Origin of the sequence: Sphaerisporangium dianthi, assembly GCF_042654065.1 — a bacterium.
In the GTDB taxonomy this organism is placed as follows: Bacteria; Actinomycetota; Actinomycetes; order Streptosporangiales; family Streptosporangiaceae; genus Sphaerisporangium; species Sphaerisporangium dianthi.
Window position 1 is genome coordinate 34028 of the sequence record NZ_JBHSFP010000018.1, and the last position, 13148, is coordinate 47175.

Genomic DNA, 13148 nt, shown 5'->3' on the forward strand with positions numbered 1-13148 from the left:
CAGCACGTGGCGCCCTCGTGGGGCGCCGTCATGGGGTGGGCCGGTGAAGCGCCCGGCGAGACCCCTCACGGAGCCCCGATTCTCACTCGCCGGGCGGCGAGCCCCTATCCGGCGGCGGGGGTCAGGGTGCGCAGGGCGTGCTCGACCAGCGTGACCAGCACGACCTTCGCCGAGGCGCGGCGCCGCACGTCGCACAGGAGCACCGGGATCTCCGGGTCCAGGTCGAGCGCGATGCGGACGTCCTCAGGCTCGTGCTGCTCGGCCCCGTCGAAGCAGTTGACCGCGACGATGAAGGGCGTGCCGCGCTGCTCGAAGTAGTCGATGGAGGGGAAGCAGTCGGTGAGCCGCCGCGTGTCGGCGAGCACGACCGCGCCGAGCGCGCCGTAGGACAGCTCGTCCCACATGAACCAGAACCGCTCTTGGCCGGGGGTGCCGAAGAGGTACACCACCAGGCCTTCGCGGATGGTGATCCGCCCGAAGTCCATGGCCACGGTCGTGGTGGTCTTGCCTTCCACGCCGTCGATGTCGTCGACCCCGATGCCGCGGTCGGACAGGACCTCTTCTGTGCGCAGGGGACGGATCTCGCTGATCGCCCCGACCAGCGTGGTCTTCCCCACGCCGAAGCCGCCCGCCACCAGGATCTTGAGGGCGACGGGCTCTTCAGAGTGCTCGTAGGCCATTGATCACTTCCTTGAGAATGCGCTCGTTCGGGCGCGGTCCCGCGTGGGCGGGCGCCCGGACGCTGATCATGTCCTGATCTTGGAGATCGCCGAGGAGAACGCGGACCACGCCGAGCGGCAGGTCGATCTCGGAGGCGATGTCCGCGACCGACATCGGCCGGTCGGCGAGCTTGAGGATGCGTGCTTCCTCAGGGCCGAGACCGGCTTCGCCAGTGTAGGGAGCCCCGGTCGCCGTGACCATAGCGATCAGGTCGAGATCGTCGCCCGATGAACGGGTACGGCCGCGGATGAGCGCGTAGGGCCGCACGATCGGCCCCGCCTCCTCGTCGAGCCACTGCTCGCCACGCGTTCTCATGACAATGTCCGCCGCGGGTTGGTGGAGATGTGCTGGCCGACCCGCTTGACCAGCATCGCCATCTCATAGGCGATGTGGCCCACGTCGGCGTCCGAGCTGCTGAGCACCGCCAGGCAGGTGCCGGTGCCGGCGGCGGTCACGAAGAGGAAGGCCGACTCCATCTCGACGATGGTCTGGCGCACCTCCCCGCCGCCGAAGTGGCGGCCCGCGCCGCGGGCGAGGCTCTGGAAGCCGGACGCCACGGCCGACAGGTGCTCGGCGTCCTCCCTGCTGAAGCCCTTGGACGCCCCGACGACGAGCCCGTCGGTGGAGAGGATGACCGCCTGCCGCACGGCCGCGACCCTGCTGATGAGATCGTCGAGGAGCCAGTTCAATTCGCCGTTCGACGAGACATTGCCGGTCATTCGTCACCCTTCTCGCCAGTCGCCTGCTGTACGTAACCCTCACTATGGTCGCGCAGCCCGCGCCTTTGGTCACCTTCGTCGGGCACGTCCGCAGTGCTCCGGCCGGTGCCGGATGTCCGTCGCGGCAGGCCGTTTCCAGCGTCGTCGCTGCTCGCCGGGGTTTCGGGCCCTGGTGAGCCCTCGGCGGAATCGTCCGGCAGTTCGCGCTCGGCTTCCAGGCGTCCGCGCCGCCCTCCTTGCTGGAAGGCGGAGAACATCGCGCGCGCCTCGTCCGGGGACCGTTCGGCGGCTCTCGAGCCGCCGGGGCCGGTCCCTTCGGCCGGCGGACCGGCGGAGGTCGTCGGGGCGGCGAGGGGCGTCGGAGCGGCCAGGGGCGTCGGGGCGGCCAGCGGGCCGGTGGTCTCGCGCAGTTGCGGGGCCATGTTCGCCTGCCGCACCCGGCGCGGCAGACCTCGGTGGGTGCCGTTGGCCGCGCTGGTGCGCGAGGACGGCGTGCCGCCGGGGCGCGGCGGCCGGGTGGGCGAGGACGCCTCGCCCACGTCAGGGGAGGACGTCTCGCCGGTGTTCCCCGCGAACGCCTGGCCGGCGTTCCGGGGGGGCGCCTGGGCGTCCCGCGCGGAGGGGGCGTTCGCGCCGGGGGAGGATGGCGCGCCCGCGTCCGCCGTCGTGGCGGCGTCGCCGTTCAGGCCGATCGGGCCGGTGTCGGCGATGCCGGGGACCACGGTGAGCGCCGGCGGCGGCGTGCCGCCGTGCGGCCGGGCGTCCCCGCGAGAGGACGTGAAGAACAGAGAGGAGTCCGTCGTGGGCCCCTCGGCCGGACCCGCGGCGCCCGCGGCGCCTGCCGGGAAGGCCGCCGCGGAGGGCGGCCTGACGGCCGGCTGGTCGCTCGCGTGCCGGGGGCCGCTCTCGGCCGGCGTGCCCGCCCCGGGCGCCGCGGGGTCGGCCAGCAGGTGCTTGGGGATGAGCACGATGGCCGTCGTGCCGCCGTAGGGCGAGCCGCGGAGCACCACGCTGACGCCGTTGCGCACGGCGAGCCGGCCGACGACGAACAGGCCGAGACGGTCGCTGTCGGCCAGGTCGAACTCCGGAGGGTCGGCCAGCCGGTCGTTGACGGCCCGGTACTCGTCAGGAGTGAGGCCGAGGCCGCGGTCCTCGATCTCGACGGCGAAGCCGTTCCCCACCGCGTCGCCGCGCACCTGGACCGTCGTCTGCGGCGGCGAGAAGATCGTCGCGTTCTCGATCAGCTCGGCGATCAGGTGGATGACGTCGGTGACGACGGCGCCGTCGAGGTAGGCCTCCGGCAGCGGGAAGAGGTTGACCCGCGTGTAGTCCTCCACCTCGGCCACGGCGGCGCGCACGACGTCCACCATGGGCACCGGCTTGCGCCAGGCGCGGCCGGGGGCGGCGCCGGACAGGATGATCAGACTCTCGGCGTGGCGGCGCATGCGGGTGGTGAGGTGGTCGAGCTGGTACAGGCCCTCCAGGGCCTCCGGCTCGTTCGTGCGCCGCTGCATGGTGTCGAGCTGCCTGAGCTGGCGGTGCAGCAGGCCCTGGCTGCGGCGGGCGAGGTTGAGGAACACCTGGCCGACGCTCTGGCGCATGGCGGCCTGCTGGACGGCGGCCTCCACGGCCGTGCGCTGCACGGAGCTGAACGCCTGCGCCACGTCGCTGACCTCGGAGGAGTCGCCGCCGATGATCGGCGGCGCCTCGGCCTCGACGTCGACGTCCTCGCCCTTGCGCAGCCGGTCGACGACGCGCGGCAGCCGCACGTCGGCCAGTTCGCGGGCGGAGTTGCGCAGGTCGGCCAGTTCGCGCACCAGGCGGCGGCCGAAGCGCACCGAGATGACGATCGAGGCGATGACGGCCACCAGGCCGAGGCCGCCGGCCAGGATGATGCGCAGCAGGATGCCGGTGGCGACGGACTTGGCGCGTTCGGCGAGGGTGCGGGTCGCCTTGGCGCCGACCTGGTCGAGCGACGAAGAGAGGTTGTCGGTGATCGGCTGCCACTTGTCGAGCGTGGCGGGCAGCGGGCCGCCGGTGTGGATCTTCCCGAAGAGGTCCTGCTCCATGGCGGTGAAGCGCTTGTACGTCGGGGAGGAGATGACCTCCTCGTACGGCCTGCGCAGCTCGGGGTCCAGGGCGGCCATGCCCTTGGTGAGCAGGAAGCGCCGGTTGGCGGCCCACTCGGCGAAGGCCGAGAACTCGGGGTGGCTCAGTCCTCCGGAGCTCAGCGCGCCGGTGACCAGCGCGTTCTCCCGCGCGATGATCTCGCGCACGTTGCCCACGGCCTGCATCGCCGCAGCCTGCTCGAAGATCGCGAGGTCGGGCACCGAGGTCATGCGGGTGTACACGACGAACAGCGCGTCCATGATGCGGTTGTACGCCTGGACGGTCTCCAGGCGGTTGGACTGCGCGGTGTCGACGCTGGCGCGGAGGCTCTGCAGGCCCTGCAGCTCGTCGAGCAGAGAGTTGATCGACGCCTTCGTCGCCTCGGTCAGCGCGCTCCGGGTGCCGTCCGCCGTCGCGTCGGCGCGGAACTTCCCCAGGGAGACGTCGGTGGTGTGCCGCTGGGCGGCGAGCCGGCTGCCGTCACCGCTCCGGCCACTGAGGGCGCCGGCGGACAGGGCGCGCTCGGCCTGGATCTGCAACCCCAGATCAGTTGAAGTGACGCCCACGCTCTGATAGATCGTGTTCGCCCGCATCAGAGAGATGCCATCCCCGACCGTGAGGTTGAGGACGAACCCCCACAAAGCGCTGAGCGAGAGCAACGGCAGGAGCAACAGCGCAAAAATTTTGACTCGGATGGACCGCTTTCCGGAACTCATGGTCACTCCTGCATCGCTCGGAGGCTCTGCCGCATTTGGGGGGAATGCACCTCCGGAAGATCGCACAGCAGGTTAGCACCGATACAGTTTCCGCGTACTGGAGGATCAGATGATAACTGTGATTACTGGGGCAAGTGCGGGCATCGGAGCAGCCGCTGCGGAGGCCCTGGTCAGGGCGGGTCATGATGTTGTCATCGTCGGCCGCTCCCGCGCCAAACTGAGCACGGTCGCCGACCGCGTCGCCGGCGTCTCCGGCCGCCGTCCCGACATCGCTGTGGCCGACTTCGCCTCCTTCGAGGACGTCACCCGGCTCGCCGCCGACCTGCTGGACCGGTACGAGCGCATCGACGTGCTCGCCAACAACGCCGGCGTGATGTCCACCTCGCGGCGGCTGACCCGCGACGGGCACGAGCTGATGGCCCAGGTGAACCACCTGTCGCCGTTCCTGCTGACGAACCTGCTGCTCGACCGGGTAACGGCCTCCGGCGGCAGGGTCGTCACCACCTCCTCGGCCGCCGCGCGCACGGGGCGCCTCGACCCCGCCGACCTCGACCGCGCGCACCGCCGGTGGATGGCCTGGCTGCAGTACGGCGACACCAAGCAGGCCAACACGCTGTTCACCGTCGAACTCGCCAGGCGGGGCGTGAACGCCACCAGTTTCCACCCAGGCGTGGTCAGGACGGGCTTCGCGCCCGACAGCCTCTACATGAAGGCGCTGATGATGATCCCCGGTGCCGCCCGGTCGCCCGAGCAGGGCGCGAGCACGCTCGTCCACCTGGCCACCACGCCCGACGGCGTCGAGCACCCCGGCCGGTTCTTCGCCAAGAGCGCCCTCGCCTCGACGAGCAGGACGATGACCGACCCCGCGCTGGCGGCCGCGCTCTGGAAGACCAGCCTCGCCGCCACCGGCCTGTCCGCGAGCGACAAGATCTAGACGCCGCCCGGCCACCCGAGCCGTCCGGTGGCCCGGCCACCCGATCACCAGAGCCGCCCGGGCCGCCTTTCGGGGATGGCCGGAGTCGGACGCTGTTCGCCCAACGGTCACGCGTCGTTCGCCTGGTTCCCAGACCACGTCGTTAGGGTCCCGGGGCTGTGACCGCCGCCACGCCCCCCCTCCCCGCCACGCCGCTCGTGCCCGCCACGCCCGCGCCCTCGCACGCCCCCGCCACGACGCCCGTCGCACTCGCGGGGCCCGCCGGCGCGGGCGGAGGCAAGGCCGCGCGGGACCCGTACCTGGACAACGCCAAGTACCTGGCGATCCTCCTGGTGGTGACGGGGCACCTCATCGAGGGCCTGCGGGACGTCCCGGCCGCGCACGCCCTCTACTTCTTCGGCTACACCTTCCACATGCCGCTGTTCATCACGCTGAGCGGCTACCTGTCGCGCGACTTCACCTTCTCGGCGGGCAAGGCGCGCAAGCTGATCAGCGGGCTCGCCCTGCCGTACGTGATCTTCGAGCTGGCGTACTCGCTGCCGCGCCTGGTCATGTACGGCAAGCTCGACATCAGCCTGCTGGATCCGTACTACCTCACCTGGTTCCTGATGTCGCTGTTCCTGTGGCGGCTGTCGACCCCGGTGTGGCAGCAGCTGCGGTGGCCGCTGGCGGTCGCGGTGCTGCTGTCCCTGCTCGCGGGCATGAGCGAGCTGCCCGACGAGCTGTCGATGAACCGCACGCTCGGCCTGCTGCCGTTCTACGTCCTCGGCCTGATGCTCCGCCCGGAGCACCTGGACCTCCTGAAGCGTCCGTGGGTGCGGGCCGCCGGCGCCGCGGTCCTGGTCGCCGGGCTGGCCGTCGCGTTCGCCGTGCACGCCGACGTCGCCACCGAGTGGATCCGCTGGCGGCACAGCAACGCCAAGATCGGCGTGAGCGACCTCGGCGGGAGCCTCATCCGGCTCGCGATGCTCTCGGGGGGCGCGGTGCTGGTGTTCGCGTTCCTCGCGGTGACGCCCTCGCGCCGGACGTGGTTCTCCGGCCTCGGCGCGTCCACGATGTACGCCTACCTGCTGCACGGCTTCGCGGTGAAGGTCCTTGAGAGGTACGACGCCGACCTGAGCACTCCGGGGGGAGTTGCACTGGCGTCCGCGTTCGGCGTGGTGCTGGCCACCGTGCTGTGCACGCCGCCGGTGCGCCGCGTGTTCCGGTGGGCCGTGGAGCCGGACATCTCCTGGGCCTTCACCGCCATCCGGCGCCCCCGCCCCTCACGATGAAGGGCCGGCGTCCTCCAGGTCGCGCACGGCGCGGCAGGCGGCGCTGACGGCCGCGTCCGCGTCGCCCCCCGGCGCCGCGTCCGCGCCGGCCATGGCGACGCGCCCGAAGCGCCGCCGCGCCGTGTCCGACGGCAGCGGCCCGTCGGGATGGAACGCGTCCCACGGCCGCGCGTACTCGCGCGCGTACCCGTGCCCCCACCGGTTCACCGTGAGGCCCTCGATGTCACGGGCCGCGTCGAACCCGAACGGGCCGAGCAGCCGGGTGAGCTGCTCCCTGACGCCGAACTCCAGCGCCGCGTACGGCGTGGCGGCCAGCGCGCGGCGCCCCGCCGCCGCCGCGTCCGCCGGAGCCATGCCGGGCGGGGCCGGCGCGTGCACGAGATGGACGTTGATCGGCTCGTCCGGGCGGCGCGGGCACCGGTAGGAGCCGGCGCCGACCGGCGGGGCCAGCTCCGCGGAGACCCAGAACGCCCCCGTGAAGCGGGCGCGGCGGATTCCCGCCTCGCGGAACGCGTGCCAGGCCCGCAGCTGCGCCGTCGCGCACACCACCGGCATCCGCACCGCCTGCCGCATCGCGTCCTTCTGCGCGGCGGGAAGGTCGCGCATCAGGTACGGGACCACCGCCGCCCAGCACGCCATGACCACGGCCGCGGCCCGCACGGTGACGACCTCGTGGCCGTCGAAGTACCCGACGGTGACCGAGGTCGCGGTGCCGGGCTCCCCGTCGTTGCGCACGAGCACCGCCGGGCTGGACAGCCGCACGCGCACGCGGTTCGACGGCCGGTCCAGGGCGCCGTAGTCGAACGAGGTCGTGGTGATGCCGTCCAGGGCCGTCGTCCCGGCGAACCCCGGCACCATGCGCCCGACCATCATGCGGACCAGGGCCTGCGGCCCTTCGGGCAGGCAGTACACGTCGCCGTCCCCGGCCTGCCATTTCCTCGCGGCCCGCGCCGAGTTGTACGGCGAGGGCTTGGCGTCGTCCAGCGCCAGTCCGGCGAAGCCGGGATAGGTGAAGCGGTCCGCGGCGGCCCAGGCGTCGATGGCGCCCAGCGCGTCCGCGCCGTGGGCCCAGGCGGCGCTGGGCATCGTCCGGCAGAACGCGACGGCGTCGGGGTGGACACGGCAGACCTCGCGCAGGAAGCCGGTGTACGTGAGCTCGGCGAGCCGCCGCTTCTTGTCCTCGTCGGACAGGCCGGGGAACCAGTCGGGAGGGTCGTCGTACAGCATGACCAGGTCTCTCCTGGCCTCGGCCGCGATCGGCAGCTCGGCGGCCCACTGGGAGGTCGTCTTGGCCGGATGGAGCGCCACGAGCCGGTCGGCGCCGGCGCCGTAGGTCTCCCGGTCGCAGAAGACGCCGTCGTGCATGCCCAGGCCGGGATACAGGTCCGGGTCGGCGCACGCGCGTAATCTCCCCGGCTCGGCTCCGAGGTCGGCCAGCAGGTCCCTGCCCTCCTGCGACCAGGCCGAGGGAGCGTGAAGCGAGTGCGCGCCGCCGTGCCCGACCAGCGGCCCGCCGCGCCCGGCGGGGTGGAACTCGTTGCGGCGGGCGTGGCCGCCGATGTCGTCGTGGTCGTCCAGGATGAGCACGCGCGCCCCGGGGTGGCGCCGCACCCACGTGTAGGCGGCGGTGACGCCGCTGATGCCGGCGCCGACGACGACCAGGTCGTAGGTCTCCCGCGCCCGCCGCGGCGCGCCGGCGCGTTCCCAGAACCTGCCGTCGCGCAGGGCGTGCGCCACGCTCAGCGCGTCCGGGGTGTCCCCCCGCAGCCCTTGCAGCGACGCCGGATGCCGCGCCGCGCGCCCGTGCCTCTCGCGCGCCCAGTGCTCGTGGGACGGCGGGTCGCCGCCGGGGCCGCCGGCCGGCGGGCAGGGCGCCTCCGCCGCCTGCCCGCACTCCGGGGAGGCGAAGGCGGCGCACGCGGCCACCGTCGCCACGCCGTCCAGGAACTCCCGGCGGCTGATCTCCCGATCCGTCTCGGGGGTGGTCATCGCCCGCGTCCCACGCGATTGCCCGCCAGGCGGGAAATGAGCCGTCATTCCGCCGATCCTCACCCGGCAGGGAACCGAACAAGGCGCACGTCGCGGGGTACGAGCCGAGTCTTTTCGGGTTCATTGCGTCGGCCCTACGGGCGCGGCATCCTGCTTTGGGGGAGATCGTGCCTCATGCGGGGAACGCGGCGATCACCTGGTTCGTTGGCGGGATGAAGACGATGCGCGCGAACGGTCGGAATCGTCGAGAAAGGCTAGGGGAGCCTTTCTCGCGAGCCGATGAAGATACGGGGCAAACGGGGTAACGTTCGCGTTCGCGGTCGATTTTATGACGACGGGGTGTGCTGCAGTGGTGGGCAGGCAGGGCAGGGTGACCGGCAAGATCGGGCCGGGCCTTGTGGGCGAGGTGATGGTGCCGATACGCGGGGGCGTCGAGGCCTTCTACGCCTACCCGAGCCTGCCCGAAGAGGAGATCCCGGTGGGAACGATCATCGTCGTCGTCGAATACTCGCCGCCACGAACGGTCTACGTGGCACGCGCGATCGTCTGACCCTCCCACCCCCCTCATCACGGAGGTCTCCCATGACCGGTACGGAGCTGGCCTTCTGGGCCGGCGGCATCGTCCTGCTGCTCGTCGTCCTCATCCTGCTGTTCAAGGCCGTCTGGCGGGTCGCAGAGCCGAACGAGGCGCTCATCATCTCCGGCCTCGGCGCCCACACGAGGAACGAACTGGCCGACAGCCTGGGCTTCAAGATAATCACGGGCAAGGGCACCGCCGTGATCCCGGGCTTCCAGACCGCGCGCCGCCTGCGGCTCGACAGCCGCGCGACCAACCTCCAGGTCAACTGCGTGACCCAGCAGGGCATACCGGTCCAGGTGCGCGGCGTCATCATCTACAAGGTCGGCGACGACTTCGTCTCGATCGCCAACGCCGCCCGCCGCTTCCTCGACCAGCAGGACAGCATGAGCGGCGCGATCCACGAGCTGTTCACCGGCCACCTGCGCTCGATCATCGGCAACCTCACCGTCGAGGACCTCATCCTCAACCGCGAGCGGCTGACCGGCGAGACCCGCAGCAGCGCCGCCGACGAGATGAGCAAGCTCGGCCTGGTCGTCGACTCGCTGCAGATCCAGGAGATCGACGACGAGACCGGATACATCCTGAACCTCGGCAAGCCGCACGCCGCCCGCGTCGCCGCCTCCGCCCGCATCGCCGAGGCCCAGCGCGACCAGGAGGCCACCGAGGCCGAGCAGGTCGCCGGCGCCAAGAAGGCCGCGGCCATCCGCGAGTCCCAGATCCAGCAGGCCGGCTACCAGGCCGAGGTCGACCAGGCGTCGGCCAAGGCGCGGCAGGCGGGGCCGCTGTCGGAGGCGACGGCCCGGCAGGAGGTCGTCGTCCAGGAGACCCGCGCCGCCGAGCTGGAGGCCAACCTCGCCGAGCAGCGGCTCCAGTCGCAGGTCCGCAAGCCCGCCGACGCCAAGGCATACGAGACGGTCACCCTCTCCCAGGCCGAGCGCGACGCCCGCATCGCCCAGGCCGAGGCCGAGGCGAGGGAGACCGAGCTGCGCGCCGTCGCGCAGGCGTCCCAGGTCAAGCAGGCCGCCGCGGCCGAGGCCGAGTCGGTGCGGCTGCGCGCGGAAGCGGCGGGCGCCGCCTCCCGCGCCACCGGTGAGGGCGAGGCGGCCGCCGCCCAGGCGCGCGGCATCGCCGAGGCCGAGGCCGCCAGGGCCCGCGGTCTCGCCGAGGCGGAGTCGGCGCGCGCCAAGGGCCTCGCGGAGGCCGAGGCCATCAGGGCTCGCTCCCAGGCGCTCGCCGAGAACCAGGAGGCCGTCATCGCCCAGCAGCTCGCCGAGAACTGGCCGGCGATCGTCGAGGCCGGCTCCAAGGCGTTCGGCAACGTCGACCACATGGTCGTACTGAACGGCGCCCAGGGCGTCGAGGAACTCCTGGCCAAGGCGCTGACCCTCGGCGGCACCGGCCTGGGCCTGGCCCGCTCCCTGCTGTCCGGCGCGACCCCTCCCAACCTGAACGGCGCCGCGGCCCCCGAGACCGTCATGAACGGCACCGTCCCCCTGGAGAAGAGGCTCGAGAACTGACCTTCGGGCACGTGAGCGGCGGGGCCGGGCGCGTCGGCGCGCCCGGCCCCGCCCACATGCGGGCCGGAAACGCCGGCGCGACGGTGACCTTCGTGGCCGACCCGCCCACGGACGGGCCGGGAACGCGTGCTCCACAGCCTTCGCGTGCCGCCGTGGGCCTTCGCGGCGCCGGGGCGGCACGCCGCAGCGTCCCGGGTGATCCGCTTCGCGGCGCCGGGCGGGCGTGGCGGCGGGTCTCCCGGGTGACCTAGGCTCGGCCCGGTGACGATCCTGCATCTCGCGCTGGCCGCCGACTGGGACGCCGCCGTGCGCGCCGGTGAATACCGCGTCTCGACCCTCGGCCGAACCCTCGAACAGGAGGGGTTCATCCACGCCAGCGCCGGCCCGGCGCAGCTGCGAGGGGTCGCCGAGCGTTTCTACGCCGGCGTCGCCGACCCCCTGGTCGTCCTGACCATCGACGAGGCGCTGCTGGACTGCGACGTCCGCTTCGAGGTGCCCCCCGGCGCGGACGAGGCCTTCCCCCACATCTACGGCCCCCTTCCCGCGCGCGCCGTCACCTCCGTCGCCCCTTTCTCCCTGTGACGCCGGCCTCGGCCGCCCGTCTATGACGTGCCGATCCTCGAGGCGCCGAGGACGGCGGCCAGGGCGTCCAGCGCGGCGGGATAGGAGTGCTGCGGCGGCGTGCCGTAGCCCACGATGACGCCCTGCGGGCGGTCGGCGCCCCCGCCGTGCCAGTACTCGCCGAGGCTGTCCAGGGCCAGGCCGCGCGCCCGCGCCCGTTCCAGCACCTCCGGCTCGTCCGGGCCGCCGGGAGGCAGGCCGATCATGGCGTGCAGGCCGGCGGCGATGCCTTCCACGCGGACGCCGCCCTGCCGCCCCCGGGCGGATGCGGCGCCGAGCCGGGAGACCAGGAGGTCGCGGCGGTGGCGGTAGCGGAGTCTGCGCGCGCGCACGTGCCGGTCGTAGGCGTGGGAGGTGATGAGGTCGGCCAGTATGAGCTGCGCCAGCGTCTCGCTGTGGTGGTCGGCGTGCAGCTTGGCGTCGGTGACCGGCCCGACCAGGTGCGGAGGGAGGACCATCCAGGCGAGGCGCAGCCCCGGCGCCAGTGTCTTCGCGGCCGTGCCGAGATAGGCCACATGATCGGCGGCCGTGCCCTGAAGGGCGCCGACGGGCTGGCGGTCGTAGCGGAACTCGCCGTCGTAGTCGTCCTCGATGATCAGCCCACCGGTGCTCCGCGCCCAGTCGGTGAGGCTGCGGCGGCGATCAGGATGCAGGGTGGCGCCGGTGGGGTACTGGTGGGCGGGCGTCACGACGACCGCGCCCGTGCCGTCGTAGGCCGTCGTGGTCAGCAGGCCGGTGCGCGCGCCGCGCGCGTCGACCGGCAGCGGCAGGACGCCGGCCCCGGCGCGGCGCACGACGTTCCGGTGGAAGGCGAACCCGGGGTCCTCCATCGCGATCAGCGGCCGCTCGCCGGCGCCGACGATCCCGGCGAGCAGGGCGAGGGCCTGGACGTACCCGGTGGTGATGACGATCTGGTCCGGGCCCGCGAGCACCCCGCGGGTGCGTCCGAGGTAGGCGGCCAGCGCGGTCCGCAGTTCGACGGTGCCGCCCGGCCACCCGTACCCGAGCGCGGCGGCGGGGACGGTGGAGAACACCCGGCGGGTGGACCGCAGCCACGCCGCCGCCGGGAACGTCGTCACGTCAGGGCGGCCCGGCCGCAGGTCGTACCTGGGCGTCACGTCGTCGCCGCCTTCGGGCGGCGCGCCCGTGCGCTGCGGCGAGATCTCGGCCACCGACGTGCCCGAGCCCTGGCGGGACGTCAGGTAGCCCTCGGCGACCAGCTGGTCGTAGGCGGCGCTCACCGTGCCGCGCGAAAGCCCGATCTCCGTGGACAGCGCCCTGCTTGAGGGGAGCCGGGTGCCCGGTGCGAGCCGGCCCGCGCGGATGGCGTCGCGCAGCGCGTGTTCGAGGCCGTCGCGCCGGCCGGCGCCGGCGTTGAACTCGACATGCAGGTCAATTCCGAAAGTGGACCAATTTGTCGACACAAGAATGGACCTTACCGTCGGTCCACTCGTTTCCTAGCATGGGTCGCATGACAACGACGAACACCACGGACGCCGCCGCCACCGTGCGGGCGCGGCGCCGTGTCACCTTGAACAGGCAGACCCCGCAGATCTACAAGGCGCTCGCCGACCTGGACGGCCTCGTCGCCGGGAGCGGCCTTGAGGCCCCGCTGCTCGAACTGGTGCGCATCCGCGCCTCGCAGATCAACGGCTGCGCCTACTGCATCGACATGCACACGATCGACGCGCGGGCCGCGGGCGAGCGGGAACAGCGCATCTACGCCCTGACGGCCTGGCGCGAGACGCCGTTCTTCACCGGCCGCGAGCGCGCCGCGCTGGAGCTGACCGAGGCGGTCACGCTGCTGCCGGGCGGGGTGAGCGACGAGGTCTACGACCAGGCCGCGCAGCACTTCAGCGAGGACGAACTGGCCAAGCTCATCTGGGCCGTCATCGTGATCAACGCCTGGAACCGCGTCGGCGTCACGTCCCGGCTGGCCCCTGGCCACTACCACCCCTCGTCGGGCTGA

The 13148-nt window shown here is 72.8% G+C and carries 12 protein-coding genes; 6 read left to right on the forward strand and 6 right to left on the reverse strand.

The window, feature by feature from the left end; all coding sequences use genetic code 11:
• Positions 1 to 104 precede the first annotated feature (104 nt).
• The 4 genes from ACFO60_RS24095 to ACFO60_RS24110 are packed head-to-tail and all read right to left on the reverse strand — an operon-like array spanning position 105 to position 4264.
• A complete protein-coding gene (locus ACFO60_RS24095) occupies positions 105 to 680 on the reverse strand; it encodes a GTP-binding protein (protein ID WP_380843705.1) in 576 nt (191 codons plus the stop codon).
• Positions 661 to 1035: a DUF742 domain-containing protein gene (locus tag ACFO60_RS24100; RefSeq protein ID WP_380843707.1), complete on the reverse strand. Its 375-nt coding sequence runs from the start codon at positions 1033 to 1035 to the stop codon at positions 661 to 663. Before ACFO60_RS24100 ends, ACFO60_RS24095 begins: the two co-directional genes overlap by 20 nt.
• Positions 1032 to 1439: a roadblock/LC7 domain-containing protein gene (locus ACFO60_RS24105; RefSeq protein ID WP_248963046.1), complete on the reverse strand. Its 408-nt coding sequence runs from the start codon at positions 1437 to 1439 to the stop codon at positions 1032 to 1034. The genes ACFO60_RS24100 and ACFO60_RS24105 overlap by 4 nt, the downstream gene beginning before the upstream one ends.
• Positions 1436 to 4264, reverse strand: coding sequence for a sensor histidine kinase (locus ACFO60_RS24110; protein ID WP_380843709.1), 2829 nt, complete (start codon positions 4262 to 4264; stop codon positions 1436 to 1438). Before ACFO60_RS24110 ends, ACFO60_RS24105 begins: the two co-directional genes overlap by 4 nt.
• Positions 4265 to 4373: 109 nt before the next feature.
• On the opposite strand from ACFO60_RS24110, the gene ACFO60_RS24115 reads away from it, so the two are divergent.
• Positions 4374 to 5198, forward strand: a complete 825-nt coding sequence (locus tag ACFO60_RS24115) for an SDR family NAD(P)-dependent oxidoreductase (RefSeq protein ID WP_380843711.1) — start codon at positions 4374 to 4376, stop codon at positions 5196 to 5198.
• A 158-nt stretch (positions 5199 to 5356) separates the two neighbouring features.
• Positions 5357 to 6472, forward strand: coding sequence for an acyltransferase family protein (locus tag ACFO60_RS24120; protein WP_380843713.1), 1116 nt, complete (start codon positions 5357 to 5359; stop codon positions 6470 to 6472).
• Here the strand turns inward: ACFO60_RS24120 and ACFO60_RS24125 are convergent.
• The gene (locus tag ACFO60_RS24125; RefSeq protein WP_380843715.1) at positions 6464 to 8461 is read right to left on the reverse strand and encodes an NAD(P)-binding protein; all 1998 of its coding nucleotides are present in this window, start codon (positions 8459 to 8461) and stop codon (positions 6464 to 6466) included. The two genes, ACFO60_RS24120 and ACFO60_RS24125, sit on opposite strands and share 9 nt — an antisense overlap.
• Positions 8462 to 8810: 349 nt before the next feature.
• On the opposite strand from ACFO60_RS24125, the gene ACFO60_RS24130 reads away from it, so the two are divergent.
• From ACFO60_RS24130 to ACFO60_RS24140, 3 genes are all read left to right on the forward strand, one after another.
• Positions 8811 to 9011 carry a hypothetical protein gene (locus tag ACFO60_RS24130; RefSeq protein ID WP_380843717.1) on the forward strand — a complete coding sequence of 67 codons (201 nt, stop codon included), beginning with the start codon at positions 8811 to 8813 and terminating at the stop codon, positions 9009 to 9011.
• Between the two features lie 32 nt (positions 9012 to 9043).
• Complete coding sequence (locus ACFO60_RS24135) at positions 9044 to 10558, forward strand: SPFH domain-containing protein (protein ID WP_380843719.1); 1515 nt, start codon at positions 9044 to 9046, stop codon at positions 10556 to 10558.
• A gap of 261 nt (positions 10559 to 10819) precedes the next feature.
• Positions 10820 to 11140, forward strand: coding sequence for a DUF952 domain-containing protein (locus ACFO60_RS24140; protein ID WP_380843721.1), 321 nt, complete (start codon positions 10820 to 10822; stop codon positions 11138 to 11140).
• 20 nt (positions 11141 to 11160) lie between these two features.
• On the opposite strand, the gene pdxR is transcribed toward ACFO60_RS24140, so the two are convergent.
• Complete coding sequence (gene pdxR / locus ACFO60_RS24145) at positions 11161 to 12603, reverse strand: MocR-like pyridoxine biosynthesis transcription factor PdxR (protein ID WP_380843723.1); 1443 nt, start codon at positions 12601 to 12603, stop codon at positions 11161 to 11163.
• 47 nt (positions 12604 to 12650) lie between these two features.
• On the opposite strand from pdxR, the gene ACFO60_RS24150 reads away from it, so the two are divergent.
• Positions 12651 to 13148, forward strand: coding sequence for a carboxymuconolactone decarboxylase family protein (locus ACFO60_RS24150; RefSeq protein WP_380843725.1), 498 nt, complete (start codon positions 12651 to 12653; stop codon positions 13146 to 13148).

What these genes read in the sequence shown, in the direction of transcription:
- ACFO60_RS24135 (WP_380843719.1), top strand. Translation starts at nt 9,044, where the DNA reads ATGACCGGTACGGAGCTGGCCTTCTGGGCCGGCGGCATCGTCCTGCTG.
- ACFO60_RS24125 (WP_380843715.1), bottom strand. Translation starts at nt 8,461, where the DNA reads ATGACCACCCCCGAGACGGATCGGGAGATCAGCCGCCGGGAGTTCCTG.
- ACFO60_RS24100 (WP_380843707.1), bottom strand. Translation starts at nt 1,035, where the DNA reads ATGAGAACGCGTGGCGAGCAGTGGCTCGACGAGGAGGCGGGGCCGATC.
- ACFO60_RS24115 (WP_380843711.1), top strand. Translation starts at nt 4,374, where the DNA reads ATGATAACTGTGATTACTGGGGCAAGTGCGGGCATCGGAGCAGCCGCT.
- ACFO60_RS24095 (WP_380843705.1), bottom strand. Translation starts at nt 680, where the DNA reads ATGGCCTACGAGCACTCTGAAGAGCCCGTCGCCCTCAAGATCCTGGTG.
- ACFO60_RS24150 (WP_380843725.1), top strand. Translation starts at nt 12,651, where the DNA reads ATGACAACGACGAACACCACGGACGCCGCCGCCACCGTGCGGGCGCGG.
- ACFO60_RS24110 (WP_380843709.1), bottom strand. Translation starts at nt 4,264, where the DNA reads ATGAGTTCCGGAAAGCGGTCCATCCGAGTCAAAATTTTTGCGCTGTTG.
- ACFO60_RS24105 (WP_248963046.1), bottom strand. Translation starts at nt 1,439, where the DNA reads ATGACCGGCAATGTCTCGTCGAACGGCGAATTGAACTGGCTCCTCGAC.